The organism is Terracoccus sp. 273MFTsu3.1 (assembly GCF_000383675.1).
Lineage (GTDB): Bacteria > Actinomycetota > Actinomycetes > Actinomycetales > Dermatophilaceae > Terrabacter.
Map to the genome: position 1 here is coordinate 280,604 of NZ_KB911820.1, position 26,534 is coordinate 307,137.

General features: G+C 71.6%; 29 protein-coding genes. 14 read left to right on the forward strand and 15 right to left on the reverse strand.

The genetic code is table 11. The features are described 5' to 3' along the window. Positions 1-88: 88 nt before the first annotated feature. Complete coding sequence (locus H283_RS0101180; RefSeq protein ID WP_020141675.1) at positions 89-1,414, reverse strand: extracellular solute-binding protein; 1,326 nt, start codon at positions 1,412-1,414, stop codon at positions 89-91. Positions 1,415-1,614: 200 nt separating this feature from the next. On the opposite strand from H283_RS0101180, the gene iolC reads away from it, so the two are divergent. Further along, complete coding sequence (iolC, locus tag H283_RS0101185) at positions 1,615-2,580, forward strand: 5-dehydro-2-deoxygluconokinase (RefSeq protein WP_020141676.1); 966 nt, start codon at positions 1,615-1,617, stop codon at positions 2,578-2,580. Positions 2,581-2,856: 276 nt separating this feature from the next. On the opposite strand, the gene H283_RS0101190 is transcribed toward iolC, so the two are convergent. Beyond that, complete coding sequence (locus tag H283_RS0101190) at positions 2,857-3,828, reverse strand: AraC family transcriptional regulator (protein WP_020141677.1); 972 nt, start codon at positions 3,826-3,828, stop codon at positions 2,857-2,859. 89 nt (positions 3,829-3,917) lie between these two features. Here H283_RS0101190 and H283_RS0101195 point away from each other — a divergent pair, with 89 nt between their 5' ends. Then, the gene (locus tag H283_RS0101195) at positions 3,918-4,403 is read left to right on the forward strand and encodes a DUF1772 domain-containing protein (protein ID WP_020141678.1); all 486 of its coding nucleotides are present in this window, start codon (positions 3,918-3,920) and stop codon (positions 4,401-4,403) included. A gap of 3 nt (positions 4,404-4,406) precedes the next feature. On the opposite strand, the gene H283_RS0101200 is transcribed toward H283_RS0101195, so the two are convergent. The 6 genes from H283_RS0101200 to H283_RS0101225 all read right to left on the reverse strand — a co-directional run bounded on the left by H283_RS0101200 (position 4,407) and on the right by H283_RS0101225 (position 8,954). Then, the gene (locus H283_RS0101200; RefSeq protein ID WP_020141679.1) at positions 4,407-5,747 is read right to left on the reverse strand and encodes an MATE family efflux transporter; all 1,341 of its coding nucleotides are present in this window, start codon (positions 5,745-5,747) and stop codon (positions 4,407-4,409) included. Between the two features lie 7 nt (positions 5,748-5,754). Then, positions 5,755-6,465 (reverse strand): DNA alkylation repair protein, encoded by a 711-nt coding sequence (locus H283_RS0101205; RefSeq protein WP_020141680.1) that lies wholly within the window; start codon positions 6,463-6,465, stop codon positions 5,755-5,757. 35 nt (positions 6,466-6,500) lie between these two features. Then, positions 6,501-7,364: a hypothetical protein gene (locus H283_RS26395; protein WP_156022902.1), complete on the reverse strand. Its 864-nt coding sequence runs from the start codon at positions 7,362-7,364 to the stop codon at positions 6,501-6,503. Positions 7,365-7,369: 5 nt separating this feature from the next. Next, entirely contained in the window at positions 7,370-7,885 is a 516-nt protein-coding gene (locus H283_RS0101215; protein ID WP_020141682.1) for a SigE family RNA polymerase sigma factor, read from the reverse strand. A 114-nt stretch (positions 7,886-7,999) separates the two neighbouring features. Then, positions 8,000-8,626, reverse strand: a complete 627-nt coding sequence (locus H283_RS0101220; protein ID WP_020141683.1) for a class I SAM-dependent methyltransferase — start codon at positions 8,624-8,626, stop codon at positions 8,000-8,002. Between the two features lie 52 nt (positions 8,627-8,678). Beyond that, positions 8,679-8,954, reverse strand: a complete 276-nt coding sequence (locus H283_RS0101225) for a DUF2277 domain-containing protein (RefSeq protein ID WP_020141684.1) — start codon at positions 8,952-8,954, stop codon at positions 8,679-8,681. A 171-nt stretch (positions 8,955-9,125) separates the two neighbouring features. On the opposite strand from H283_RS0101225, the gene H283_RS0101230 reads away from it, so the two are divergent. The 8 genes from H283_RS0101230 (at position 9,126) to dnaB (ending at position 18,779) form a co-directional block, all read left to right on the forward strand. Further along, positions 9,126-10,262 carry an ROK family transcriptional regulator gene (locus H283_RS0101230; protein WP_020141685.1) on the forward strand — a complete coding sequence of 379 codons (1,137 nt, stop codon included), beginning with the start codon at positions 9,126-9,128 and terminating at the stop codon, positions 10,260-10,262. 151 nt (positions 10,263-10,413) lie between these two features. Further along, complete coding sequence (locus H283_RS0101235; RefSeq protein ID WP_020141686.1) at positions 10,414-11,772, forward strand: extracellular solute-binding protein; 1,359 nt, start codon at positions 10,414-10,416, stop codon at positions 11,770-11,772. Between the two features lie 83 nt (positions 11,773-11,855). Beyond that, positions 11,856-12,803 carry a carbohydrate ABC transporter permease gene (locus tag H283_RS0101240; RefSeq protein ID WP_028785250.1) on the forward strand — a complete coding sequence of 316 codons (948 nt, stop codon included), beginning with the start codon at positions 11,856-11,858 and terminating at the stop codon, positions 12,801-12,803. Further along, a complete protein-coding gene (locus H283_RS0101245) occupies positions 12,800-13,675 on the forward strand; it encodes a carbohydrate ABC transporter permease (RefSeq protein ID WP_020141688.1) in 876 nt (291 codons plus the stop codon). The genes H283_RS0101240 and H283_RS0101245 overlap by 4 nt, the downstream gene beginning before the upstream one ends. Position 13,676: 1 nt before the next feature. Next, positions 13,677-15,107 carry a beta-N-acetylhexosaminidase gene (gene nagZ / locus H283_RS23625; RefSeq protein ID WP_020141689.1) on the forward strand — a complete coding sequence of 477 codons (1,431 nt, stop codon included), beginning with the start codon at positions 13,677-13,679 and terminating at the stop codon, positions 15,105-15,107. Beyond that, on the forward strand, positions 15,104-16,174 hold the full coding sequence (locus tag H283_RS23630; protein WP_020141690.1) for an ROK family protein: 1,071 nt from the start codon (positions 15,104-15,106) through the stop codon (positions 16,172-16,174). The genes nagZ and H283_RS23630 overlap by 4 nt, the downstream gene beginning before the upstream one ends. Further along, positions 16,174-16,953: a glucosamine-6-phosphate deaminase gene (locus H283_RS0101260; protein ID WP_020141691.1), complete on the forward strand. Its 780-nt coding sequence runs from the start codon at positions 16,174-16,176 to the stop codon at positions 16,951-16,953. Before H283_RS23630 ends, H283_RS0101260 begins: the two co-directional genes overlap by 1 nt. A gap of 437 nt (positions 16,954-17,390) precedes the next feature. Further along, positions 17,391-18,779, forward strand: a complete 1,389-nt coding sequence (dnaB, locus tag H283_RS0101265) for a replicative DNA helicase (RefSeq protein WP_020141692.1) — start codon at positions 17,391-17,393, stop codon at positions 18,777-18,779. Positions 18,780-18,888: 109 nt separating this feature from the next. Here dnaB and H283_RS0101270 read toward each other — a convergent pair whose 3' ends face one another. Next, on the reverse strand, positions 18,889-19,290 hold the full coding sequence (locus tag H283_RS0101270; protein ID WP_020141693.1) for a hypothetical protein: 402 nt from the start codon (positions 19,288-19,290) through the stop codon (positions 18,889-18,891). Positions 19,291-19,435: 145 nt separating this feature from the next. Between H283_RS0101270 and H283_RS0101275 the strand changes: the two genes are divergently transcribed. Continuing rightward, entirely contained in the window at positions 19,436-19,870 is a 435-nt protein-coding gene (locus H283_RS0101275; protein ID WP_020141694.1) for a VOC family protein, read from the forward strand. Between the two features lie 67 nt (positions 19,871-19,937). Here H283_RS0101275 and H283_RS0101280 read toward each other — a convergent pair whose 3' ends face one another. The 6 genes from H283_RS0101280 to H283_RS0101305 all read right to left on the reverse strand — a co-directional run bounded on the left by H283_RS0101280 (position 19,938) and on the right by H283_RS0101305 (position 23,921). Then, positions 19,938-20,174: a DUF1059 domain-containing protein gene (locus tag H283_RS0101280; protein WP_020141695.1), complete on the reverse strand. Its 237-nt coding sequence runs from the start codon at positions 20,172-20,174 to the stop codon at positions 19,938-19,940. Positions 20,175-20,249: 75 nt separating this feature from the next. After that, a complete protein-coding gene (locus tag H283_RS0101285; protein ID WP_020141696.1) occupies positions 20,250-21,023 on the reverse strand; it encodes a MerR family transcriptional regulator in 774 nt (257 codons plus the stop codon). Positions 21,024-21,027: 4 nt separating this feature from the next. Then, a complete protein-coding gene (locus tag H283_RS0101290; RefSeq protein ID WP_020141697.1) occupies positions 21,028-21,366 on the reverse strand; it encodes a DUF1048 domain-containing protein in 339 nt (112 codons plus the stop codon). A gap of 40 nt (positions 21,367-21,406) precedes the next feature. Continuing rightward, the gene (locus H283_RS0101295) at positions 21,407-22,168 is read right to left on the reverse strand and encodes an ABC transporter permease (RefSeq protein WP_020141698.1); all 762 of its coding nucleotides are present in this window, start codon (positions 22,166-22,168) and stop codon (positions 21,407-21,409) included. After that, on the reverse strand, positions 22,165-22,947 hold the full coding sequence (locus H283_RS0101300) for an ABC transporter ATP-binding protein (protein WP_020141699.1): 783 nt from the start codon (positions 22,945-22,947) through the stop codon (positions 22,165-22,167). Before H283_RS0101300 ends, H283_RS0101295 begins: the two co-directional genes overlap by 4 nt. Before the next feature lie 77 nt (positions 22,948-23,024). Continuing rightward, on the reverse strand, positions 23,025-23,921 hold the full coding sequence (locus H283_RS0101305; RefSeq protein ID WP_020141700.1) for a hypothetical protein: 897 nt from the start codon (positions 23,919-23,921) through the stop codon (positions 23,025-23,027). Positions 23,922-24,093: 172 nt separating this feature from the next. Between H283_RS0101305 and H283_RS0101310 the strand changes: the two genes are divergently transcribed. From H283_RS0101310 to H283_RS0101325, 3 genes are all read left to right on the forward strand, one after another. After that, complete coding sequence (locus H283_RS0101310) at positions 24,094-24,741, forward strand: DUF4396 domain-containing protein (protein WP_020141701.1); 648 nt, start codon at positions 24,094-24,096, stop codon at positions 24,739-24,741. Between the two features lie 164 nt (positions 24,742-24,905). Next, the gene (locus H283_RS0101320) at positions 24,906-25,688 is read left to right on the forward strand and encodes a metal-dependent transcriptional regulator (protein WP_020141703.1); all 783 of its coding nucleotides are present in this window, start codon (positions 24,906-24,908) and stop codon (positions 25,686-25,688) included. A gap of 171 nt (positions 25,689-25,859) precedes the next feature. Next, the gene (locus tag H283_RS0101325) at positions 25,860-26,504 is read left to right on the forward strand and encodes a TMEM165/GDT1 family protein (RefSeq protein ID WP_020141704.1); all 645 of its coding nucleotides are present in this window, start codon (positions 25,860-25,862) and stop codon (positions 26,502-26,504) included. Positions 26,505-26,534: the final 30 nt, after the last annotated feature.

Here is a 26,534-nt window from a genome sequence, read left to right on the forward strand (position 1 = left end):
CCGGGTGAACGGTGAGGGGTGCACCGGGCCGTCCGCGGTCGGCTGGTCGACGGGTCGGGCGTTCGACCCGTCGACCGGCGGGATCAGGTCAGCCGAGGGCCTTGACGTCGCCCACCCACTTGTCCCAAGACTCCTGCGGGGCGGCGCCCTGCTCGACGCGGGTCAGGGCCTGCTGCATCGCGTCGTTGATCGCGAAGTAGTGGGTGCCCTTGTACGGCGTGATGGTGACGGCCTTGGCGCGGTCGGCGAAGATCTGGCCGGTGGGTGCGTTGTTGAAGGAGGCGACGGTGAAGGAGAGCAGGTCCTGGCTCTCGAGGGCCTGCTTCTGGCTCGGGAAGGCGCCGACCTTCTTGAAGGCCTTGACCTGCTGCTCGGGCGCGGTCAGCCACGCGGCGAGCTCCTGGGCCTCCTTCGGGTGGGCGCTCTGCTTGGGCACGGTCAGGTACGAGCCGCCCCAGTTGCCACCGCCACCGGGGAAGGTGTTGGCGACGTCCCAGCCCTTGACGCCCTTGGCGTTGCCCTCGATGATGCCGACCATCCAGCCGGGGCAGAGCATCGTGGCGAAGCCGTTCTTCTGGTAGCTCGCGGTCCAGTCGTCGCCCCACTGCTGGAGCTTGGCCGAGAGGCCGTCGGTGATGCCGGCCTGGATGACCTGGTCGTAGACCTTCTTGACGGCGGCGTTGTCCGTCGCGGTGATCGCGTCGTCGCTCGGGTTCTCGTAGGCGGCCTCGAGCTGGTTGACCATGCCCTGGTACGTGGCGCCGATGCTGTCGAAGAAGGGGACCTTGGACTTGGCCTTGAACTGCTTGCCGGCGGCGAAGTAGCTCTCCCACGTGGTGCCGAACAGCTTGGCGACCGACTCGCGGTCGCTCGGCAGGCCGGCGGCCTTGAAGAGGTCGCTGCGGTAGCAGATGGCCTCGGGGCCGGAGTCCGTGCCGTAGCCGATGAGGTGGCCCTCGGCGTCGGTGGCGGCCTTGGCCTTCCAGTCGAGCCAGCGGCCCTGGACGTCGGCGGAGTTGAGGTCGGTGAACTTGTCGGAGTACTGGAGCATCTCCGGGAGCCAGTCGACCTCGACGGCCTCGACGTCGGCCATGCCGCTGCCGGCCGAGAGGCGGGTGAAGAAGTTGTCGCGGGCCTCGTTTGAGGTCGCAGCCTTCTTGTGGGTGACCTTGATGTTCGGGTGCGACTTCTCGAACTCGGGGATGAGCTCCTCGTAGCCGAACTGGTTGAAGGTGGCGAGCGTCAGGGTGACCGGTCCGCCGCCGCCGGTGCTGCCGGCCTGGGTGGAGGGGCTGTCGGTACCCGAACCAGAGCTGCAGGCCGAGAGGGCCAGCAGGCCGACGGTGAGGGTGGCGAGTACGGCGTGGCGTGAGCGCACGGAGGGCGCGCCGATCCGGGTGGAACGGGATGTCATGGAGAGCTCCTTTGGTCTCATCCCCAGTGTGGGTGTGGGAGCGCTCTCCGTGCGTGAGACGTGGCCGTGAGAGCGCTCTCACGAGGAGAATGGGGGTGCCGGCGGGCATCGGTCAAGAGCCGTGACCATTCCGTGACCTGATCGCCGCTAGCGTGGAGGTTCAGACGCCGGCGTGGGCCCGGCGCCGGTGGGAGGCTCCCATGACCGTCTACGACCTCGTCGCGATGGGTCGCGTGGGCGTGGACCTCTACCCCCTCCAGCACGGGGTCACGCTCGACGAGGTGCGCACCTTCGAGAAGTTCCTCGGTGGCAGCGCGGCCGACGTCACGGTCGCCGCGGCCCGTCACGGCCGCCGCGCCGCGCTCGTCAGCGCCACCGCCGACGACGCCTTCGGACGCTTCGTCCACCGCGAGCTGCTGCAGCTCGGTGTCGACGACGCGCACGTGCAGACCATCTCCGGTGGGCCGCCGACCCCGGTCACGTTCTGCGAGGTGTTCCCACCGGACCACTTCCCGACCTGGTTCTATCGCTACCCGGTCGCGCCCGACCTTCTCATCACCGCGGACTCCCTTCCCCTGCAAGCGATCCGGGAGGCGCAGGTCTACTGGTCCACCGTGACCGGGCTCAGCCAGGAGCCGAGCCGATCGGCCCACCACGCGGCCTGGGAGGAACGCGGCCGGGCGCCGCTCACCGTCCTCGACCTCGACTACCGGCCCGTCTTCTGGAGCGAGCCCGACGAGGCCCGTCGGCAGGTGCTCGATGCCGTGGGTCACGCGACCGTCGCCGTCGGCAACGTCGAGGAGTGCGAGGTCGCGACCGGGGAGGCCGACCCCGAGCGCGCCGCCCGTGCGCTCCTGGCGGCGGGGGTCGAGCTCGCCGTCGTCACGCTGGGACCACGCGGGGTGCTCGCGATGACCCCCTCCGAGCAGGTGAGGGTCGGTGGGTTCCCGGTGAGGGTCGTCAACGGCCTCGGCGCGGGCGACGCGTTCGGCGGTGCGCTCGTGCACGGCCTGCTCGAGGGGTGGGACCTCGAGCGCGTGCTTCACTTCGCCAACGTGGCCGGTGCTCTCGTCGCGGGCCGGCTCGCGTGCTCGACGGCGATGCCGACGACGGCCGAGGTGCAGGCCCTGCTGTCCGACGTCGAGGTCGCCGACGGCGCCATGTGAGGGCACGCGGGCAGGGGCGGAAACGAGAAAACCCGCCCCCGCTGGTCACGTCGCCGAACTCGACCAGCAGGGGCGGGTGCCCTTGACCCGGTGATCCGACAGGGGGAGGAGATCACCGAGTCGCACAGGAGCAACTCACGAGATCGACTATGGGCGCCCGACCTTAAAGAACGCTGGGAAACCCGTAGCAGTTGGCCCTGACCCGGCGGCCGTGTCGGCCGGGTTCGCGGGCACGCCGGCGGACGGCATACGGGCGCCGGCCGAGGCGCCGGAGGGTCAGCCGGGGACGGGGCTGGACGCTCCCGGGACGACGGGCGCCGACCGGAAGGCGCGCGGCGCCGAGCCGTGCTCACGCTTGAAGGCGGCGCTGAAGGCGAACGCGTTGGCGTAGCCGACGGCGTGCGCGACGTGCTCGACGCTGAGGCTGCCCGACCGCAGCAGGTCGGCGGCGCGGGCGAGCCGCCAGTGGGTGAGGTAGGCCATCGGCGACTGGCCGACGAGCTCGGTGAACCGGCGCGAGAGGGTCGCGCGCGACACGTGGACGTGGGCGGCGAGGGCATCGAGGGTCCACGGGTGCCCCGGCTCGTCGTGCAGCGCCGCGAGTGCGCGGCCGACGACCGGGTCGGAGCCCGCCCGCCACCACGAGGGTGCCGAGCCCTCGGTGCGCGCGAACCACTGGCGGACGGCCTCGATGAGCACGAGGTCGACGAGGCGGTCGAGCACGACGTCCTGGCCGGGGAGGGTGCGCTGCACCTCACGCGCGAGCAGTCCCGAGAGGGTGGGGTCGGCCTCACCGGCACGGACGACCGCCACGTCGGGCAGGGCGTCGAGCAGCCGGCCGGTCACCTGGCTCGCCAGCTCCCACGATGCCGTGAGGAAGGTCGTGTCGCCCGGCTCGTCACCGGCGTTGCCCCACGTGCGCGTGCCGAGCCCGAGCGACACGGCCAGGTGCTGGCCCGTCAGGGAGCGGCAGACGTTGCCGGGCTCGATGACGATGCTGGGCTCGGTCGCGACGTCATCGGCGAAGACCCAGGGCCGGGTGCCCTTGACGAGCGCGAGGTCACCGGCGCCGAGCGCGATCGCCGCGCCGTGCCGGGGCAGGAGCTGGGCCGTCCCCGCCACCATGACGACGAGCCCGAGGGCCGCCTCGTCCTCGATCCGGAGGCCCCACGGCGCGCGCATCTCGCACCGCAGCAGCGAGGCTCCGCGGGCCCGGTGGCCGTCCATGACGGCGCTGAGGGTGTCCATCGCTCCACGGTACGCCGATGAGACGATCGCTGAGGTTGATGAGCCGAAGGAGCATTCACCTGCTCACACTGGTGCGTTGTCATGGAGTCATGGACACCACACTCATGCGCACCGTCACCCTCGCGACCGCCCTCGGCACCGGCGTGCTCGGGGGCGTCTTCGTGGGCTTCTCGACCTTCGTCATGCCGGGCTTCGACCGGCTCGCGGCCGGCGACGCCGTGCGCGCCATGCAGGCCGTCAACGTCACGGCGCCGCGCGGCCTCGCCGTGCCGCTCGTCGTCTCGGGCCTCGGATCGCTCGCCGTGGGCGGCTGGGCGTTGGCCCGCTCGAGCGGCAGCACCCGCGCCCTGCTCGTGGCCGGAGCACTCACCGGCGTCGTCGCCCTCGGGGTCACCGCGGCCTATCACGTGCCGCGCAACGACGCCCTCGACCGGGTGGACGCCGGATCCGCTCCCGCGGCGGCGGCGGCCTGGCAGGGGTATGCGCCCGGCTGGGTCGCGATGAACCACGTGCGGGCCGCGCTGTCGCTCGCGTCCGCGGGGCTCCTCGTGGCGGGCGCCGTACGGGCAGGCTGAGGCTCAGCGGGCACCGACGACCATCCAGTCGTCACGGCGTGCCCGCCACCCGAGCAGGACGCCGCGGATGACCATGAAGCCGGTGAAGGCGAGCCACAGCACGACGACGTCGCGGGTCGCGGAGCCGCTGGGGCCCGCCGCCCGCACCGCGAGGACGAGGGGCAGGTAGGCGACGAACGTGACGACCATGCCCCACGCGAGCCAGCGGCCGTCGCCCGCGCCGATGAGCACGCCGTCGAGGACGAAGACGTAGCCCGCGACCGCCTGACCCAGCCCGACGACGACGAGGGCCGCACCGAGCGCCTCCTCGACGGCCGGGTCGGGGGTGAAGAGCGGTGGCACGACCGAGTGGAGCCCGGCGATGACGAGGCCGAGGGCGAGCCCACCCCAGACCCCCCACCGGATCATCGTGCCCATGGCCTCCCGAACCGCCGATCGGTCGCCGGCGCCGAGGGCGCGACCGGTGATGGCCTGCGCCGCGATCGCGAGGGCGTCGAGCGCGAAGGCGAGGAACGACCAGACCGTCATCGCCACCTGGTGGGCCGCGAGGGTCACGTCGCCGAGGGAGGCCGCGACCCACGTCGTGACGATGAGGATCGCGCGCAGGGCGACGGTGCGCACGAGCAGGGGTATGCCGGTCCGCGCGGCCGCGAGGACGCGCGCCGGGTGCGGGCGCAGCCGGGCGTGCCGGGCCCGGGCCTTGACGAGCAGGACGATGACGAGCGCGAGCCCCATGCCGGTCTGCGCGATGACGGTGCCCCACGCGGATCCGGCGATGCCCCAGTGCAGTCCGTAGACGAAGACGAGGTTGAGCACGATGTTGGCGCCGAAGCCGACGACCGAAGCGACGAGGGGGGTCGTCGTGTCCTGGAGGCCACGGAGCACACCCGTGACCGCCAGGATGACGAGCATCGCGGGGATGCCGAGGGCGGAGATGCGCAGATAGGTCGTCGCCTGCTCGATGACGGCGGGGGAGGCGCCGAAGGCCGCACTGATCGGTCCGGCCCAGACGGCGACGCAGCCCGCCGTGACGGCGCCGAGCCCGAGGGCCAGCCAGAAGCCGTCCATGCCGGCGCTCACCGCGGACCGCTCGTCACCGGCGCCGAGATGGCGCGCGACGACGCTCGTCGTGCCGTAGGCGAGGAAGACGAAGATGCCGGCCGCCGTGACGAGCGCGGCGCTCGCGACCCCGAGACCGGCGAGCTCGGCGGTGCCGAGGTGGCCGATGATCGCCGAGTCGACGAGGAGGAAGAGCGGCTCGGCGATGAGGGCGAGGAAGGCCGGGACCGCCAGGCGGACGATCTCGCGGCGGTGGTTCGTGGGCAGCGGGGAGATGCTGGTCATGCGTGGCTCACGTCAGGGGCCCCAGGTGCTTGAGGGCCTCGCGTCGCGAGAGGCCGGACAGGTCGGGGTGGGCGGCGACGAACGAGCGCACCCACTGCGGGTCGACGCGGGCGTGGTCGCGCAGCGCCCAGCCGATCGCCTTGCGGCTGAAGAAGTCCGGGTCGTCGATGTTGGGCTCGATGACGTCGACGAGGAGCGACTGGTCGAGGCGCTCGCGGGCTCCGACCTGGCAGATGATCGCCGAGCGCCGCACCCAGAGCGAGTCGGCACCGGCCCAGTCACGCATCCGCAGGTGCTCGACCGTCGGGTGTCCGAGCACGGTGTCGCGCACGAGGTGCGTCGCGATGTCGTCGACGACGTCCCACCAGGCGCCGGCCCGGATCAGGCTCTCCCACAACGGCATCGCGTCGCTGTCGACCCACCCGCGATAGGGGCGGTGGCGCGCGAGGGCGATGGCGGCATACCACTGCTCGCGATGGGTGGCGCTGTCCCACAGCGCGCGGATCGTCGCCTCCCACTGCTCCCGTGAGTCCATGGCGAGGCCCGGGTCGCGGAGCAGGGGGGTCAGTGTGGCCTTGAGCTGCGGCGAGGTGAGTCCGAAGTAGGGCATCGCCGACTTCATGTAGCGCTGCTGGCCGGCCGCCCGCTCGGGGTCGGCCCGGGACAGGAGTGCGGCCCGCACCTCCGACACGAGGTCGGGGTGCGGGCCGATCGACATGTGCCAACCGTAGTCGGCGCCGCCGACGACTCAGGTCAGCCGTCGAGGACCACGACGTCGAGGGCCGGATCGGTGAGGAGACGGCCGATGTCCTGCTCGTCGATGCCGAGCTCGGGCAACGGGTCGACGTCGACGTCGCTCGACCCGTTGGGGTCCGTGACGAACGCGTCGTCGACCCGGAACACGTCGACCGAGACCCAGGCACCCCTGGCGTTCTGCCGCCAGTACTCCGGGGCCCGCGCGCCCGGGTCGGCGAAGGTCACCTTGGTCACCGGGACGCCGGCCAGCCGGACGGTGCGGCACGACGGCACCCCCCACGACTCGCCGGGTGTGGCGACGCACTGCGGACCGGCATCACGCATGATCCGCACCGTCACCCCGGTCGTGGCCCTGTGGTCGGCCTCGACCCACGGCACGGTCGTGCCCGCGGACGTCGTGCCGAGACGGTCGGAGCCGGTGGAGTGCTCGTAGTGCGCCGCCTTGTCGGGGTAGTGCGTCCCCTGCGGGTCGAGGTGCCGGGCGACGGCGGCGGCGATCGCCGGGGCACCGACCGTTGGCGTCGCGTCGGTGGCCCCCGACTCCGCGTCGGGCACGGCCGTCATGGTGGAGGTCGGCGTCGCCGCCGTGGCCCCGGGCAGCGGGGAACCGGCCGGCGCCGAGGCCGCCGGAGCCGGAGGTCCCGCCTGGAGCGCGTGGGCGCCGACCAACACGGCGCCGACGACGACCGTGGCCCCGGCGACCGAGCCCAGCCCCGTCACGGCGCGGCGCCGACGCAGGCCCCGTCGGCCGCGCCGGAGGTCTGACGACAGGGCCGTGCCGGGGGCGGGGGCCTCGTCCGCCAGCGCGCGCAGGGCGCGTTCGAGATCCTGGTCGGTCGGACCGGTGATCGTGTCGTTCATGTCCGTCATCCCTTCCCCGTGGTCGTGGTCGGCTCGAGGGTGCGGCGCAGCTGCGCGATGGCCTCGAACGTCTGGCTCTTGACCGTGCCGGGGGCGATCCCCAGCGTGTCGGCGGTCTCGTTGACGGACAGGCCCCAGTAGTGGCGCAGCACGACCACCGTGCGCTGCCCCGGCGGCAGGGCGCGGAGGGCAGCGCCCAGGTCGTCGAGGTCCTCGTAGGCGAGGTCCATCCGGCCGGCACGGTCGAGCTCGTCGTCGGGCGCGGACCGCTCGCTCCGACGGAACGGCCGGCGGACCTCGTCGAGGTGGGTGTTGACGAGGATCCGCCGGGCGTACGCGTCGACGGCACTCTCCTCCCGGAGCCGGTGCCACGACACGTAGAGCTTGGTCAGGGTCTGCTGCACGAGGTCCTCCGCGAGGTGGGAGTCCCCGCAGATGAGCCACGCGGTGCGGAAGAGGTGGGTACGCCTGCGCGCGACGTAGTCGCTGAACTCCGCCTCGCGCTGTGCCCTCGTCCGCATCGCTGCACCGTCCCCTGTCCGTGTGGATCGTCGCCGAGGCGTCCGTCACCGTCTAGACGAGCGTGGGTGCCCGACGGTGGGTCAGGCGCCGGGGTCGTGCGGCGTCAGGCGGCGTCAGGCGGGTCGGACGGCTCGGCCGAGGTAGCCGAAGACCCACGGCCGCATGACCTTCGGCATCGGCGCATAGGCCCGCTCGACGTCCTCGAGGACGAGGCCCGACTCCTCGACGAGACGGTCGATGGGTCGGGTCAGGTGGCAGCCGTCGAAGACCTTCTTCTGGACGGGCTCGATGAGGCGCTGCCAGCGCTGCACCCCCTCTTCGGGGGCGACGCCGTGCTCGAGGAAGTGCAGCGCGGCCCCCGGGCGCAGGACGCGTCGGACCTCGGCGAGCGCTCGGTGGACGTCCGGGATCGTGCACAGCGTGAACGTCGAGAGGACCGCGTCGGCGCTCGCGTCCGGCAGGCTGAGCCACTGGCCGTCGAGGTCTCCACGATCGATGGGGATCGGGCTGCGTGCCCGGCGCTGCGCCCCCAGCTCCCAGGCGACGTCGGACGGCTCGACGGCGACGATGCGGGTGACTGCGGCGGGGTAGAGCCCGACGTTGAGACCGCTGCCGAAGCCGAGCTCGACGACCTCGCCGTGAAGGCCTGCGCAGGCCCGAGCCCGCAGCGCACGGACCTTCTCGTCCTCACCGCCGGCCGCGACGAGGCGCGGCGTGACCTGGGTCGACCAGATGCCCATGCGAGCAGACTACGGGTCGACGAACGACGGCGAGGCGTCCGGCCGGAGCGGTTCAGGCGGGGGTGCCGAAGCGGACCGCGTTGCGCTCGCGCGCCTTCTGGCGCTCGATCTCGCGGTCCTTGGGCGGTGCCGTCGTCGTCAGGTGCTCGAGCAGGTGGGCCGTCGCGTGCGCGACCGCCTCGACGGCCTCGTCGAAGGCCTCCTGGTTGGCCTGGCTGGGCTTGGTGCTCCCGCTGACCTTCCGGACGTACTGCAGCGCGGCGGCACGGACCTCGTCGCTCGTCGCGGGCGGCTCGAAGTTGTGGAGCTGTCGGATGTTGCGGCACATACCTCGACTGTATGTCGCGCCACCCACCGTCGTGCCCCACCGGACCACGTCGTTCGAGGTGCTCGCGGAACCCACCTCGGTGTCGGGACCACCTCGCCTCGCGGGCGCAGCGGTGAACATTTCTCGAGGAAAGGGTTGCGAAACGAGAGTTAGTAAACTTTACTAACTCTCGTGACCACCGCACTGCCGCGAGCTCGCCGCGTCTCCCCCCGCACCGCCGTGCTGCCCGCGCACGGCCGGCGGCACAACCTCTCGCTCGTGCTGCAGATGCTCTACTCCGTCGGCGCGATGAGCCGTGCCGACCTCGCCCGCCGTCTGGGGATGAGCAAGGTGACCGTCTCCGACCTCGTCTCCGAGCTCATGGACAGCGGCCACGCCGTCGAGCTCGGACCGTCCGAGGTCGTGCGCCCCGGCAAGCCGGGCACCCTCGTCGACGTCAACCGCACCGGCCTGCAGGCCATCGGCGTCGACCTCGCCGCCCACGAGGTGCTCCGCGCTGCGGTGCTCGACCTCGACGGCAACATCCTCGTCCGCGCCGAGCGCCCGATCGGCGACGACTCCGGCCAGGCCGTCGTCGACACGGTGCTCGACCTCGTCCACGAGGTCATCGGCGCCGCCACGGCGCCGCTGCTCGGGATCGGCGTGGGCACGCCCGGCATCGTCGGGCCCGGCGGCGTCGTCGACACCGCCCCCAACCTCGGCTGGAACGACGTGCCGCTGCGCGACATCGTCGCCGACGCGACCGGCCTGCCCGTCTTCGTCGTCAACGACGCGGACGCCGCCGTCCACGCCGACTACACCCTCGGCGACGGCGGCGACGACCTCGTCCTCGTCAAGATCGGCCGCGGTGTCGGCGGAGGCCTCATCGTCGGCGGACAGCGGGTGCGCGGTGCGCATTTCGCGTCCGGCGAGATCGGCCACGTCACCGTCGGCACCGACGGCGGCGCGACGTGCCGCTGCGGCAAGGTCGGCTGCCTCGAGACGTGGATCTCGGCCCCCAACCTCGAGAAGGCGCTCGCCGCGGCGCCGGGCGACGACCCGCAGGGGCCGTTGCGCGAGGCGGGCGAGCGGCTCGGCATCGCGCTCGCCCCCGTCGTCGCGGCGCTCGACCTCTCCGAGGTCGTCCTCAGCGGCCCCGAGCACCTGCTCGGGGGCGTCCTGCGCGACGCCGTCGAGGAGACCCTCCGGTCCCGCCTCCTCGCCCGCACGACGACCGACCTCACGGTGCGCCTCGCGCACCGCTCCGACGACATCGTCCTGCGCGGCGCCGCCGTCCTCGTGCTCTGGGACCAGCTCGGCGTCGCCTGACGCCACGGTCCACCCGACCCGGCCCGGCGGCCTACGCCATCGGTCCCCGACACCGCACCACCCCTCGAACTCCCCTCCACAGGGACACCCCTCCACTCGCGTCCAGCGAACAACCGGTCCGCACCGCGGCCCTTCGAAAGGAAGACAAGGAATGAAGAAGACCCTGGGTCTGGCCGTGGCCACGACCACCGCGGCGCTCGTCCTCACCGCGTGCGGTGGGGGAGCCACCGGCTCGACGACCGACCCGTCCGCGGGAGCGTCGGGCAACGCGGGCAAGACGATCACCCTCTGGCTCGCCGGCACCGACACCCCGAAGGAGCTGCGCACCTACCTGCAGGACACCTTCAAGTCCAAGACCGGCGCCACGCTCAAGATCGAGGAGCAGAGCTGGGGCGACCTCGTCACGAAGCTGACGACGTCGCTGCCCGACCCGAAGAACACGCCCGACGTCACCGAGATCGGCAACACGCAGAGCCCGACCTTCACCAACGTCGGCGCCTTCAGCGACGTCTCGGACCTCTACCCGGAGCTCGGCGGCAGCAAGCTGCTCCAGTCGTTCGTCGACGTCGGCAGCGTCGACGGCAAGCAGTACGCGCTGCCCTACTACTTCGGCTCGCGCTACATGTTCGCGCGCAAGGACCTCTGGAAGGAGGCGGGCGTCGCCGCGCCCAAGACGCTCGACGAGTTCAACGCCGCCGTCAAGACGATCACCGCCAAGAACCCCCGCACCATCAAGAACTTCTCGGGCTTCTTCCTCGGCGGCCAGGACTGGCGCAACGGCATCTCGTGGATCTTCGCCAACGGCGGCGAGCTCGCGAAGCAGGAGAACGGCCAGTGGGTCTCGACGCTCGCCGACCCCAACACGGTCAAGGGCCTGACCCAGCTGCAGGACCTCTACCGGAACGCGTCCAAGGCCCCGGCCGACGCCAAGGACCAGACCCCGTGGCTCTACGTCAACGACGCCGACGAGATCCTCGACGAGTCCGGCAACGTGACCGGCAAGACGTCCCTCGCCGCCGCGACGATCATGGCCCCGGGCTGGGCGCACTGGTCGATCGGCGACCTCAAGGACAAGGACGGCAAGAAGGTCCGCGAGTGGAACGACGCGAAGTTCAGCGCCTTCGTGCTCCCGGGCAACGACGGCAAGCCCGCCCCGGTCTTCGCCGGTGGCTCGAACATCGCCATCTCCAAGGCCAGCCAGAACCAGGCCCTGTCCAAGGAGCTGCTCAAGATCATCTTCTCCGCGGACTACCAGAAGAAGCTCGGCGGTGCCGGCCTCGGCCCGGCCAACACCGACTACGTCAGCTCGCTCGGTGACGACCAGTTTGCCAAGGCGCTCATCGACTCCGCGACGAACTCCAAGCTGACGCCGGCCGCCCCGGGTTGGGCCACGGTCGAGTCGAAGATGGTCATGGAGGAGTTCTTCTCCAAGATCCGGGACGCCTCGGACCTCACGGCCCTGGCCCGGGAGTACGACGCGAAGATCACGCCGCTTCTCAACCTCAAGTGACCTGATCCTCGCGTGACACCACGTCCGGCGGTCGGGTGCCCCACCCACCCGACCGCCGGCCGCCAGGTTCGAAAGGCCCGCCCATGACCTCCACGGCGACCGCTCCCCCCGAGACCGCCCCAGCGCCGGAGCCCACGGCTCCCGCCCGCCCCGCCAGACGGCATACGCCCGCGTGGCTCGTGCTCCCCTCGCTCGTCCTGCTCGTCGCCGCGCTCGGCTACCCCGTCGGGTGGCAGGTCGTCACGAGCTTCCAGCACTTCGGGATGATGCAGCAGTTCGGCCAGCCGCCCGAGTGGGTCGGCCTCGCGAACTACGCCTCCCTCGTGACCGACCCGGAGCTCTGGGTCATCGTCGGGCGCTCCATCGTCTTCTGCCTCGTGTGCGCCCTGTCGACGGTGGCGATCGGCCTCGGCCTCGCCCTGCTCATGGGCGCGGTCAGCCGTGCTGGACGCCTCGTGCTCCAGGTCGCGCTCCTGCTCGCCTGGGCCATGCCGGTCGTCGCCTCGATGACGGTGTGGACGTGGATCGTCAACTGGCGCAACGGACTGCTCAACTGGGTGCTCGAACGCGTCGGCGTCGACGCCCAGGGCCACAACTGGCTCGTCGAGCCGCTCTCGTTCCTCGTCGTCGCGGCCGTCATCGTCGTCTGGATGAGCGTGCCGTTCGTCGCCCTGTCGATCTACGCGGGCCTGACCCAGCTCTCCCCGGAGGTGCTGGAGGCGGCCGAGATCGACGGTGCCGGAGGCTGGAAACGCCTGCGGCACATCATTCTTCCCCTCGTGGCGCCCGTCATCTCGATCGTCCTGCTGCTCCAGCTCATCTGGGACCTGCGCGTCTTCACGCAGATCAAGCTGCTCCAGGACGCCGGTGGCGTGGCCAACGAGACCCACCTGCTCGGCACGTACATCTACCAGCTCGGTACGGGTGCCGGCGACTTCGGGATGGCCAGCGCCGTCTCGATCCTCATGCTCCTGCTCACCGTCGCGGTCAGCTGGTACTACGTCCGCTCGCTCATGAAGGAGGAGTCGTGAGCCGCATCCTCGGCCCCGCCAGCTCCCGTCACTCGACCCGTGGCTCGACGCGGCGCTCGGTCCTCACGGTCGTCGCCGTCCTCGTCGCCCTCGTCTGGGCGTTCCCCGTCTACTGGATGGTCAACTCCGCCTTCCTCGACAAGGTGACGCTCCAGTCGAGCACCCCGACCTTCCTGCCCTTCGGCGGCTCGTTCGACAACTTCGCCACCGTCTTCGGCGACGCGGGATTCATTCGCGCACTGGGGATCTCGCTCGCGGTCACCCTCGTCACCGTCGCTGCCGCGATCGTCATCGCCTTCCTCGGCGCCCTCGCGATCAGCCGCTTCCGCTTCCGGGGCCGGCGCTCGTTCATCCTCGCGCTGCTCCTCATCCAGATGCTGCCGGCAGAGGGCCTCTTCATCGCGCAGTACAAGATGATGAGCTCGGTCGGGATGCTCAACAACGTGCTCGGCCTCGCCCTGCTCTACACCGCTGCCGTCGTGCCGTTCACCGTGTGGATGCTCCGCGGCTTCGTCGCCGGCGTCCCGGTCGAGCTCGAGGAGGCCGCCATGGTCGACGGACTCTCGCGCACCAAGGCCTTCCTGCGGATCACGTTCCCGCTGCTGGCTCCCGGCCTCGTCGCGTCGGGCGTCTACGCGTTCCTCCAGGCGTGGAACGAGTTCACCGTGGCCCTGGTCGTCATGACCGAGGAGCAGTCCCGCACCCTCCCGCTGTGGCTGCGCGGCTTCGTCCAGGCGAGCGCGACCCGCGAGACCGACTGGGGCCAGGTCATGGCCGCGTCGACCGTCGTGGCCGTGCCGGTCATCATCTTCTTCCTCGTCGTCCAGGGACGCATGAGCAACGGCCTCGTCGGCGGGGCGGTGAAGGGCTGAGATGAACACCTCACGAGAGGCGCTGCGGCGCCTCGCCGTCGGCACGCTCATGCCCGGATTCGTCGGCACCACCGTCCCCGCGTGGATCGAGCGGGAGCATGCCGCCGGGCTGGCCTCCGTCTGTCTCTACGGCGCGAACGTCGTGGACCCCGACCAGCTGGCACAGCTGTGTGCGTCGCTGCGGTCGGTGGCGCCGGACCTCCTCGTGGCGGTCGACGAGGAGGGCGGGGACGTGACGCGGCTGCACTACCCGACCGGGTCCACGCAGCCCGGCAACGCCCTCCTCGGTCGCCTCGACGACACCGCGCTGACGCGCGCCTCGGCCGCGGCCATCGGGCGCGAGCTCGCGGCATACGGCATCAACCTCGACCTGGCACCCGTCGTCGACGTCAACTCGGCCGACGAGAACCCCGTCATCGGGGTGCGCAGCTTCGGCGCCGAGGCGGCCCACGTCGCGCGGCACTCGGCGGCCTACGTCGACGGCGTGCAGTCGGTCGGGGTCGCCGCCTGCGCCAAGCACTTCCCGGGCCACGGGGACACCGTGACCGACTCGCACCACGCGCTGCCGTGGGTGCACGCCGAGGCGCACGTGCTCGACGCGCGCGAGCTCGAGCCGTTCCGTGCGGCGATCGAGGCGAGGGTCGCGTGCATCATGACCTCGCACGTCGTCGTCAGCGCCATCGACGCCGAACGCCCGGCGACCTTCTCACCTCTCGTCCTCGGCGACCTGCTGCGCGACCGGCTCGGCTTCGAGGGCGTCATCGTCTCGGACGCCCTCGACATGGCCGGGGCCTCGGCGGAGACCGGGATCCCCGAGGCCGCGGTGCGCGCCCTCGTCGCGGGCTGCGACCTGCTCTGTGTCGGCTCCGAGACGACGGAGGACTGCTACCTCGCCGTCGTCGAGGCGGTCGTGCAGGCGGCCGCGTCGGGTCGGCTGCCGCTCGAGCGACTCGAGGAGGCGGCGGCGCGGGTCGTCCTGCTGTCCCAGGGCTTCGCGGTCGGCGGCCCCGGCGCGCTCGGCACGGCCGCCGACGTGACGGCGCCCGCCTGGGCCAACGGCGCGCTCGTCGGCGGCTTCGAGGTCGGGGACGCGGTGCGCGAGTGGCTCGACGCCCCGGGCGATGCCGTCATCGTGCAGGTGGCATCCGACCCTAACCTCGCCGTCGGACGGGTCGCCTGGGGGCCGAAGGCCGCCGGGCTGACGACACCCGAGGCCGACGTGCCCGAGGCCGCCAGGGTCGCGGTGGCCGGCCGTGGGCTCGCTGCGGGGCACCCGCTCTGGGAGGTCGCCGATCGCTTTCGCGCGCAGGGACATCCGACCATCGTCGTCGACTGCGGCTGGCCCCGCGGAGGCGCGGACCTCGTGACCTTCGGCGGCTCCGTCGTCGTCGCCCAGGCCCTCGGCCGCTACCTCGGGGTGGCGGCGCGATGACGGCCGAGCCGCGGCTCGGGATCGACATCGGTGGGACGAAGACGGCTGTGGTCCTCGTGGCCGACGGCTCGGTGCAGGCGATGCGGTCGGCGCCGTCCGGACGCGGTGCGTCAGGAGTCGTCGACGTCGCCGTGCGGTTGGCGCGCCAGGTCCTCGACGCGCACGCACCTCACGCGAGGGGTCGCGGCGCCGACGTGTCGGTCGGGGCCTGCATGCCCGGACTGGTCGACCCGGTCAGCGGCCTCGCACGCCACGCCGTCAACCTCGACGTGGAGTCGCTGGACCTTGCCGGCGGGCTCTCGGCGCGGCTCGGCGTCCCGGTGGCGGTCGAGAACGACGTCAAGGCCGCAGCCCTCGGCGCCTGGCGCCTCCGTGGGTCCTGGTCGGCAGGGTCGGCGAGCCCGGGGGTGTCGGCGGCCGGTGTCGGGCCGGTGAGCGGGTCGACCCACCCTGGGGACGATGCGGCGCTGGCCTACCTCAACCTCGGGACGGGCCTCGCCTCGGCCGTCGTGCGCGACGGCGTCGTCGTCCGCGGGATCGACGGGGCGGCCGGCGAGATCGGGCACCTGCCGGTCGGCGGGGACGCCCCCTGCACCTGTGGCCAGATCGGCTGCCTCGAGACCGTGGCCTCCGGATCGGCGCTCGCCCGTCTCTGGCCGGTGGCCGGTCGCCGGGCCAGGGACCCCTTTGCCGCTGCGGCTGCCGGAGACGCCCTCGCGGCCGCCGCCGTCGACGTGGTCTGCACGGGCGTGGGGCTGGCGGTCCAGCTGCTCGCCCTCGCGTCCGGCGCCGAACGCGTCGTCGTGGGTGGTGGCCTCGCCGGGCTGGGGGCCCCGCTCATCGACGGCATCCGCGCCGATCTCGAACGGCGCGCCCGCAGCTCACGGATGATCGACGCCCTCGGCCTGTCCGACCGCGTCGAGCTGTTGCCGGCCGACGTGCCCGTGGCCGCCCTCGGCGCCGCGTGGCTGCCCGCACCAGAGCTCCCCGGCGCCCCACGGCTGGCCTCCGTCGGCTCGCCGGGCGGGCTCGCCGACGTGACCGTGCCCGGTGAGAGGGTGGGGTGATGGAGGTCCTCGTCCTGCCGACGCCCGCCGACGTCGCCCGCCGCGCTGCCGAGGTCGTCATCGACGGCCTCGAGGCCGCGCGCCGCGACGAGCCGGTCCTCGGGCTCGCGACCGGGTCGTCGCCCCTGGGGCTCTACGCGGAGCTCGCGCGGGCCGTGGCGAGCGGTCGCCTCGACCTGCGCGGCGCCCGCGGCTTCGCGCTCGACGAGTACGTCGGCCTGCCCGCCGGTCATCCCCAGTCGTACCGCGAGGTGTTGCTCCGCGAGGTCTGCGGGCCGCTGGCGCTTGCGCCCGACCGGCTCCACGTGCCCGACGGCTCCGGGGAGGACGAGGACGAGCTCGTCGCCGGCGCAACGGAGTACGAGCGACTCATCCGTGAGGCGGGCGGGGTCGACGTGCAGATCCTCGGCATCGGCGCCAACGGTCACCTCGGCTTCAACGAGCCCGGCTCGGCGCTCTCGTCGCGGACGCGCGTCAAGCGGCTGTCCGACCGCACGCGCCACGACAACGCGCGCTTCTTCGAGGGGATCACCGACGTGCCGACCCACTGCGTCACCCAGGGTCTCGGCACCGTCCTCGACGCGCGACGCCTCGTGCTCGTCGCCTCCGGACCCGGCAAGGCCGAGGCCGTCGCGGCCGCGCTCGAGGGCCCGCTGTCGGCCTCGTGCCCGGCCTCGGTGCTCCAGTGGCACGCAGACGCGACCGCGGTGCTCGACGAGGCCGCCGCCTCGATGCTGCGCAACCGGGACTACTACGACGCCTCGGCCGCCGGGCTCTGAGCGTGTCCGTGCGACCGCGGCAGTCTGCTTACCCCATGGTCGGGCGTGTCGCGACCGGCTGTGGACAACGCACAGGGGTGAGGAACTTGTTCTCCACAGGAGGTGGACAGGCATCTGCGCAGGTCACCGAGCCTGACGGGATGTGACCGGCGCCACATGCCCACAGTTGTTCACACATGTTGTCCACACCTGTTGACGGCGTGTCGGGGGTGTCCGTCCACCGGTTGTCCACAAGGGGACGAGGCCGGGGGGTGGCTGAGGTTGTTGTCCGTGGAGCCCCGCACCTACGGTGGGGCGGGTGCTCCTCGGGAAGGGCGCGCGACGGGCTGGGTAGGTCTCGTCGGCGCCGTCCTGCCTGGCGCTGTCAGCGCCACGCTGTCTACTGGTGTGGACCGGGTTGCACCGATGTCATTCATTACTCAGGGGAAGGGGAGCACGTGTCGCTCGCTGAGCTGAGCACGAGCGCGTTCGCGTCGTCGTCGACCCGTGACGGCGGGCCCCCGGACGACCGCCTCCCGCCGCAGGACGTCGGAGCCGAGCAGTCCGTTCTCGGCGGCATGCTCCTGTCCAAGGACGCGATCGCCGACTGTGTCGAACAGCTCAAGGGCACCGACTTCTACCGTCCCGCGCACGAGCTCATCTACGACGCCGTCCTCGACCTCTACGGCCGCGGCGAGCCCGCCGACGCCATCACCGTCAGCGACGAGCTGACCAAGCGCGGCGACCTCGGGCGCGTCGGCGGCCAGGCCTACCTGCACCAGCTCATCGCCTCGGTGCCCACTGCGGCCAACGCCGGCTACTACGCCCAGATCGTCGCCGAGCGCGCCGTGCTGCGCCGCCTCGTCGAGGCCGGCACCCGCATCGTGCAGCTCGGCTACGCCCAGGGCGGCGGCGACGTCGAGGACATCGTCAACGCGGCCCAGGCCGAGGTCTACGCCGTCGCCGACAAGCGCGGCGGCGAGGACTACCACGCCATCGGCGACATCATCGAGGCAACCGTCGACGAGATCGAGGTCGCGTCGGGCCGCTCCGGTGAGATGACCGGTGTGCCAACGGGATTCACCGACTTCGACGCCCTCACCAACGGCCTCCACCCCGGCCAGATGATCGTCATCGCCGCCCGTCCCGCGATGGGCAAGTCGACCATCGGACTCGACATCGTCCGGTCGGCGGCGATCAAGCACAAGATGGCCGCCGTCGTCTTCTCGCTCGAGATGAGCCGCACGGAGATCACCATGCGTCTGCTCTCGGCCGAGGCCGGCATCCAGCTGCAGCACATGCGCAAGGGCACGATGCGCGAGGAGGACTGGACCCGCCTCGCCTCGACGATGGGCCGGGTCTCGGACGCACCGCTCTTCATCGACGACTCTCCCAACATGTCGCTCATGGAGATCCGCGCCAAGTGCCGCCGGCTCAAGCAGCGCGAGAACCTCAAGCTCGTCGTCATCGACTACCTCCAGCTCATGAGCTCGGGCAAGCGCGTCGAGTCGCGCCAGCAGGAGGTCTCGGAGTTCTCGCGTGCGCTCAAGCTGCTCGCCAAGGAGCTCGAGGTCCCGGTCATCGCCATCTCGCAGCTGAACCGTGGTCCCGAGCAGCGCACCGACAAGAAGCCCGCGATGAGCGACCTGCGAGAGTCCGGGTCGATCGAGCAGGACGCCGACATGGTGATCCTGCTGCACCGCGAGGCCGCCTACGAGAAGGACTCCCCGCGTGAGGGCGAGGCCGACCTCATCGTGGCCAAGCACCGAAACGGCCCCACCGACACGATCGTCGTGGCCTTCCAGGGCCACTTCAGCCGCTTCACCAACATGGCCAACAACTTCTGAGACGCCGCCTGCGAGGCGGCACGACGGAACGCCGGCCCGACGGAACGCCGGCCCGACGGAGGTCGGACCGGCGTTCGGTCGAGCGGCAGGCGCTGGGACGGCTGTCGGCTCAGGTGTAGAAGGTCTGCTTGTCGGAGTAGAGCCAGTTGCCGGCGGCGCTCTCCCAGCGCAGCTGCATGTCGTACAACGCGTCCTCACGGATGCTCAGGTTGCCGGTGCAGTACCAGCCGGCCCCACCCGAGTTCGACGCGGAGCGGATGGCGCGGTCGGGCTCGGACAGCCCGTAGTGGGAGCCGATCGCCACCTGACCCCAGGCGCCGGAGCTGCCGTAGACGATGACGCACAGGTTGTCGGTGAGGTCGTCCCACGTGGCCTTGACCACGACGGTGCCGTCGGCCTTCTTGAGCACCATGGTCTTGTCGTTGGCGGAGGCCGCACCACTGCTTCCCATGACGAGCGCGGCCGTCGCGGCGGTGGCCGCGACGCTGCGGGCAAGCGTTCTCTTTCGCATGTCCTTGTCCCCTGGTTCAGGGCCGACGCCCTTGGTCGGCCGCGCTCAAGGCTCACACAGGTGGGTTGAGCCGACAACCGGAAGCGCCCCACCGTCAACGGAATCGGCGTGGCGAGGGCTGCGGGGGCGACTCTAGGGTGGGCGCATGGCGACGGTGCGGCAGGTCCAGGTCACGTTCGACTGTGCGGATCCCGAGCGCGTGGCTCGCTTCTGGTGCGAGGTGCTCGGCTACGAGGTGCCGCCACCGCCCCGGGGCTTCGCCTCGTGGGACGAGTTCGACCAGTCGCTGCCGCCAGAGCGTCAGGGCTCGGCGTTCGCCTGCTCCGACCCGACGGGCGTCGGGCCCCGCCTGTTCTTCCAGCGCGTCCCGGAGGGCAAGGTCGTCAAGAACCGGGTCCACCTCGACGTCCGGGTCGGCACGGGCCTCGTCGGTGAGGAGCGCCTCGCCGCCCTCGAGTCCGAGTGCGTGCGGCTCGTCGCGCTCGGAGCCACGCGGGGGACGCTGCTGCGCGCCGACGGCTTCAACGAGTCGTGCCAGGTGATGCAGGACGTCGAGGGCAACGAGTTCTGCCTGGACTGAGCGCGCCGGACCCGGCCACCCTGTCCCGTCCTCACGAACGGTTGGGCGGCCGGGTCGGTGACAGGTCTCAGTCGTCGGCCAGCGCGGCGAAGGTCTGCTTGGTGCCGGTGTACCAGGCCATCGACTTCTTCGGGTGCCGCCACCGGGCCTTCATCGCCTGACGGGCCTCCTGGTGGGTGGCGTCGCCCGACTTCTCCGCCTCCTTGAGGTGGCGGTCCTGGGCCTTGATGATCTCGTCGGCGGTGTCGGCCCGGTGGGCGAGGTCGCACGGTCCGCCGAGGTCTCGGCAGGTCATCGTCTTCATGGTCGTCTCCTTCTCGCGGGGGTGTCTCGCTCTACTGACGAGCGGGACGCGGCAGATGTGACAGGCCTCGATCGCTCAGCGCGCCGGCTCCAACCGCCTGATGTCGGTCCACCCGGTCCACCCGCGCTCCTCGAGCAGCTCGAGCAGCCGGGCCGCGCACGCGAAGGACTCGAGAAACGCCGCGTCGAGGAGGGCGATGAGGTCCTCGCTCACGGGGTGCACGTCCTCGATGCCCTCGGCCTCGGCGGACGCGGCCTCGATGAAGGCGGTCACGCGGTCGGCGAGCGCAGGCAGCCGGGGGTCGTCGGGAGCGCAGTCGACGAGATCGCCGATGTCGAGGTAGAGCCGGCGCAGCACCTCGTGCTCGATCTGGGTCTGCTTGATCTCCATGAAGGCGGCGACCTCGTCGGGCATCTGCGCCGCGATGAGGATCCAGCTGTCGCGCTCGACCTCGATGAGCCGCTCGGGAAAGCCGAGCTCGCGCATCCGGTCGACGTAGGCGACCACCTCGGGCGGCAGCGCCAGGCTGTCGCCGGCCGCGAGCTTGGCGATGCGCTCACGGTGGCGCTGCAGCTCGCGGATCTCGGTGCGCAGGCGGCGGTCGATCTGCTCGACCGCCGCCGCGAACTCCTCGTCATCGGCCTCGAGGAGCTCGTGCACGCGGGACAGTGGGACCCCGGCGTCGGCGAGGGTGCGGATCCGGACGAGCTGGACCACCGCCGCCGCGTCGTAGCGCCGGTAGCCCGAGTGGTCGCGCTCGGGCTCGGGCAGCAGCCCCTTGGCGTGGTAGTGCCGCACGGTGCGCACGGTGACGCCGGCGTACGCCGCGAGCTGGCTGATGGTCAGCATGGCCCTATTCTGCGACCTTCGACGCGACCGCGCGGTTCAGCTGGGACCGCCACGTGTCGGCATACGTCGTGACACCGCTCAGGTGCTCGTCGCAGAAGCCGGCGACGTCGCGGCCGGTGACGTCGAGGACCGGCCGCCCCTCGCCGGCGCTGTCCTCGAAGAGCTGGAGGACGTCCCGCAGCACCGCGACGACGTCCATGCCGTCGCCCGAGGTGAAGCGCCACATGTACGACTTCATCTCGCCGTAGACGACCCGGTAGTCGTGGGGCAGCGCGTGCGCCCGCGCCTCCATGGCCTTCCACTCCTTCTTGTCACCGATGATCTTGCTCAGCAGGTTGTTCATGAGGGTCTCCTTGACGAGGTGGATGTGGGTGTATGCCGTGTCAGGCGAGCTTGCTGCGGTAGGTGCGCATCGCGAGCGCGTAGGCCACGAGAAGGAGCCCGACGCACCAGGCGAGCGCGACCCAGCCGTCGCTGCCGACGGGCTGCTGCTCGAAGAGGCTGCGGATGGTGTTGACGATCGAGGTGACCGGCTGGTGCTCGGCGAACCACTGGACGGGGCCGGGCATGCTCTCGGTCGGCACGAAGGCCGAGCTGACGAAGGGCAGGAAGATCAGCGGGTAGGAGAACCCGCTGACGCCGTCGACGGTCTTGGCCGTGAGGCCCGGGATCACGGCGAGCCACGTGAGGGCGAGGGTGAACAGCAGCATGATGCCGATGACGGCGAGCCAGGCGAGGACGCCGGCGCCGGTGCGGAAGCCCATGGCCAGGGCGACGAGGACGACGAGCACGAGCGAGGTCAGGTTGGCCACGACCGACGTCAGCACGTGCCCCCAGAGGAAGGCCGAGCGGGTGATCGGCATCGACTGGAAGCGCTCGAAGATGCCGCCCGAGACGTCGGTGAAGAGCCGGAAGGCGGTGTAGGCGATGCCGGAGGCGACGGTGATGAGCAGGATGCCGGGCAGCAGGTAGTTGACGTAGGAGGCGCCGCCGACGTCGATGGCACCGCCGAAGACGTAGACGAAGAGCAGCAGCATGGCGATCGGGGTAATGGCCGTGGTGATGATGGTGTCCGGGCTGCGCAGGATGTGGCGCAGGGACCGCTTGAGCAGGACGTCGGTGTCGTGCAGGACGTAGGTGGTCATCGCTGGGCTCCTTGGTGGGCGGCGTCGTCGTGACCGACGATCGCGAGGAAGATGTCTTCGAGGGACGGCTGCTTCTCGACGTACTCGACCTTGGCCGGCGGGAGCAGCTGCTTGAGCTCGGCGAGCGTGCCGTCGGCGATGATGCGGCCCTCGTGGAGCACCGCGATCCGGTCGGCGAGGTGCTCGGCCTCGTCGAGGTACTGCGTGGTGAGCAGCACGGTGGTGCCCCGACCGGCCAGCTCCTGCACCGTCTTCCAGACCTCGATGCGCGACTGCGGGTCGAGCCCTGTCGTCGGCTCGTCGAGGAAGAGCACGGGCGGGTCGCCGATGAGGCTCATCGCGATGTCGAGTCGGCGGCGCATGCCGCCCGAGTAGGTCGCGACGCGCTTCCCGCCGGCCTCGGTGAGGCCGAACCGCTCGAGCAGGGAGTCGGCGATGGCGCCCGGGCCGTCGAGACGTCGCAGCTGGGCGACGAGGACGAGGTTCTCGCGTCCCGTGAGGATCTCGTCGACGGCGGCGAACTGCCCGGTGAGGCTGATCGCCGCGCGGACCTTGTCGGGCTCGGTGGCGACGTCGTGGCCGCCGACGGCGGCGGTCCCACCGTCGGCCTTGAGCAGGGTCGAGAGGATCTTGACTGCAGTGGTCTTGCCGGCGCCGTTGGAGCCGAGCAAGGCGAAGATCGTGCCCGAGGGGACAGTGAGGTCGACTCCCTTGAGCACTGCGTGGTCGCCGTAGGACTTGGTGAGCCCGACGATCTCGATGGCTGTTGTCGTGGTCATGGGAACAGCGTGCAACCCTGACGTTGCGTCAAGGTCAAGCGCGGATCGTGACCGACTTTCGCGCGGGCCGCGACCCGTCAGCGAGCGCTGGTGAGAAGGCGTCGCCGGACGTCGAGCAGTCGCGTCGCGACGTCCTTCTCCACCCGCTCCGCGTCGGTGAGCCAGTCCACGAGGGCGCGGTCGTCCCGCGTCACGCCGGACCGCTCGTCGGCGATCGCCGCGGCCATGAGGGCGCCCGTGCGCGGCACCGGAAGGTCCGGGCCGAGCGCCTCGTCGGCCCAGACGTCGGCAGAGCGGATCAGCGCGTCGTCGACGTGGCGGCGTCGGGCCACTGCCAGCACGTCCGCGGCCGCGGGGAGCGACCCAGCCGCGGCCGGACCGGCCACGGAGCGCACCTCGGACACGAGCGCGTCGAGGTGGATCTCGAGCAGCCACGTGGGCATCCCGCGTGCGGCGAGGACGCGTGACAGCCACTGAACCTGGTGCACGGCACGGCTCTCGGCCAGCGTGGCGAGAGAGATGAGCCACGCGGAGTCCGTCGTGGCGAACCGGGAGCCGCGCTCGCCGTAGCGGATGCCGTAGTAGGGCATCGCGTCGATCGACCCCTGCGCCGCCCGGACAGCGGCACGCAGCAGCGTCGCATCCGTCGTGATCTCGTAGCCCCCGGAGGCCGGGTTGACGACCCCCGCGTCCACCGCCTGGCCCGAGCTGCGGCGGATGAGTCCGGCCGAGACGTGGCTCGTCGCCTCGGCGACGAGGGCGGCGAGGCGCTCGGGGTCCGCGCCTGGCACGGGCTGGCCCTCGAGCGCTGCGCGCAGCACCTGCTCGTCGGTGGATCCCGTTGCGACGACGAGGCGCTCGATCCCGACGACGGCCGCGAGCACTGCCGAGTCCTCGAGCGGGCCGGTCACCCGACGATCGGCATGGGCGTAGAGGACCTGGCGCGCTGGGTCGGCGTCGACGGCGTGGCTCACGAGGTCAATCCTCGTGCACCGTCCCCCGCCGTGTCTCGCCACCCCGGCACATCGCACGGGTCGGGAATGGCCGGGCAGCGCGGCGCGTTGACGCCATCGTGCAGCATACCCATGGGGGGTATGCGTGGGGCGGGCTCAGTGGGCCTCGCCGCCTCGGACCGGAAGGATGACCATGAACCACGCGACGAACCACGCGACGAGCTCATCCGGGACGCGCCGTCCCGCGCACCACGACCCGCACGCTCACGCCGGTCACGGCGACGGGCTCGCCTCCATGGCAGCCGGGGCAACGCTGCACTGCCTCACGGGCTGTGCCGTCGGCGAGATCCTCGGCCTCATGATCGGTACCGCCGTCGGGCTCGCCGCCGGCGCGACCATCGCCCTCTCCGTGGCCCTCGCGTTCCTCTTCGGCTACGCGCTCTCGAGCCTCCCCCTGCTGCGCAGTGGCGTCCCGCTGCGCGCTGCGCTCGCCCTCGTCCTCGCTGCCGACACCGTCTCGATCCTCACGATGGAGGTCGTCGACAACCTCGTCATGGCCGTGATCCCCGGCGCCATGGATGCGGGCCTCGTCAACGCCGTCTTCTGGGTCGGCATGTCGATCTCGCTCGTCGCCGCGTTCGCCGCCGCCTATCCGGTCAACCGCCACCTCCTCGCACGCGGGAAGGGTCACGCCCTGACCCACGCGCACCACGGAGCGAGCGGGGCGATCACCGGTTGGCGCAGGTTCATCCCCGACCTGCCCGCTCCGGCGCTGGCCGCAGCCATCGCCGCGTTCATGCTCGGCGGGCTCGTCGTCGCGGTCGCCGACGGCCTGGCGTGACGCGACCCTCGCTCGGGGGATCGGCCCGGCGCTCGGTGCGCCCATGATAGAAGTTAGGCATGCCGAACTCCGAGACCAGGCGACTCGTCACCGGGACGCTCACGACGATCCTCTTCGTCGGATGCTTCGTGCTGCTGGCCCGGCTGCTCACGTAGTCTCTGGCGGTGGCCAAGCCCGAGAACCGCACCGCCGTCGAGGACTACCTCAAGGTCATCTTCTCCCTCGGTGAGTGGCAGGAGGAGACCGTGAGCAACGCGGCCGTCGCCGCCCGGCTCGGGGTCTCGACGTCGTCCGTCTCGGAGATGGCGCGCAAGCTCGCCGACAGCGGGCTCGTCGCCCACAAGCGCTACGGCGGGATGCGGCTGACCGACGAGGGTCTCGAGCAGGCGCTGCGGATGGTGCGCCGCCACCGCCTCGTCGAGACCTTCCTCGTCCGGTCCCTGGGCTACTCGTGGGACGAGGTGCACGACGACGCCGAGGTGCTCGAGCACGCCGTCTCGACGCTCATGGTCGACCGCATGGACGACCAGCTCGGCCGCCCCTGGCGCGATCCGCACGGTGACCCGATCCCCACGCCGGACGGCGTGCTGCACCAGCCGGCCGCCGAGCCGCTCGCGGCGAGTACCGCCGGGGAGCGCCGCTTCGTTGCCCGCATCGACGACGACGATCCGGCACTGCTCCGCTGGTTCGCCGACACCGGTATCGCCGTGGACGCCGAGGTCGTCGTCCGGGAGCGTAAGCCCTTCGGCGGCGCGACGCGGCTCGAGGTCACCCCACCCGGCGCAGCGGCGGGGGTGACCCACGAGGTCGAGCTCGGCGCCCAGGCCGTCGCCGCCCTTCTCGTCAGCCTCGAGCCGGCCTCGCCGGATCCCTTGAACGACAAGGGTTGCCACTATGTCGGATGTCGGCACATCGGCGTCCCAAGGGTTTCCGAGAAGAATCGCTAGGCGCACCGAGACGTTGCACGACGCGCGGCGCTCCGCCTACGGTCGGGGCATCGAAAGGGAGTAGTCCCCAACGACCGCATCGACATCCTGGCTCCGGCCCGGTGCGGCCGGCCCTGACCGCGACGCCGACTCGGCGGGCGCGGACCCGCGGCGGACGAGACTTTCGACCTCGTGCCGACCCACCGACGGGCGCGCCAGGTCGCGGCTCCCGGCGGTGCCTCGTGCCTGCGCGCCGAGGAGACCGATCCGATGTCCGCCTTCCTGCTGAGTGCAGCAGTCATCTTCGTCGCCGAGCTCGGCGACAAGAGCCAGCTCATGGCGATGACCTTCGCCACCCGCTTCAAGATGCTCCACGTGCTCGCCGGCATCACGATCGCGACGGCCGTCGTGCACCTCGGCTCCGTCGCCATCGGCGCCGCCATCGGCGACCGCCTCCCGCGAGACGCCATCTCGATCACCGCCGGGGTCGCGTTCCTCTTCTTCGCCGCCTGGACGCTGCGCGGCGACTCCCTCTCCGACGAGGAGGCCGCCGTCGCGCGGACGACGCGGCGCACGGCGATCATCGCCGTCTCCGTCGCCTTCTTCCTCGCCGAGCTCGGCGACAAGACGATGCTCGCCACCATCACCCTGGCGACGCAGCACGGGTGGTTCGGCACCTGGCTGGGAAGCACCGTGGGCATGGTCGCCGCGGACGCGCTCGCCATCGTCGTCGGCGCTGCCCTCGGCAGGCGTCTGCCCGAGCACGTCATCAGGTGGGGCGCTGCCGCGGCCTTCGTCGTCTTCGGCATCCTGCTCATCGTCGAGGGAGTCCGCTGAACCGGAGGTCTCAGGACGCGGATCGTCCGG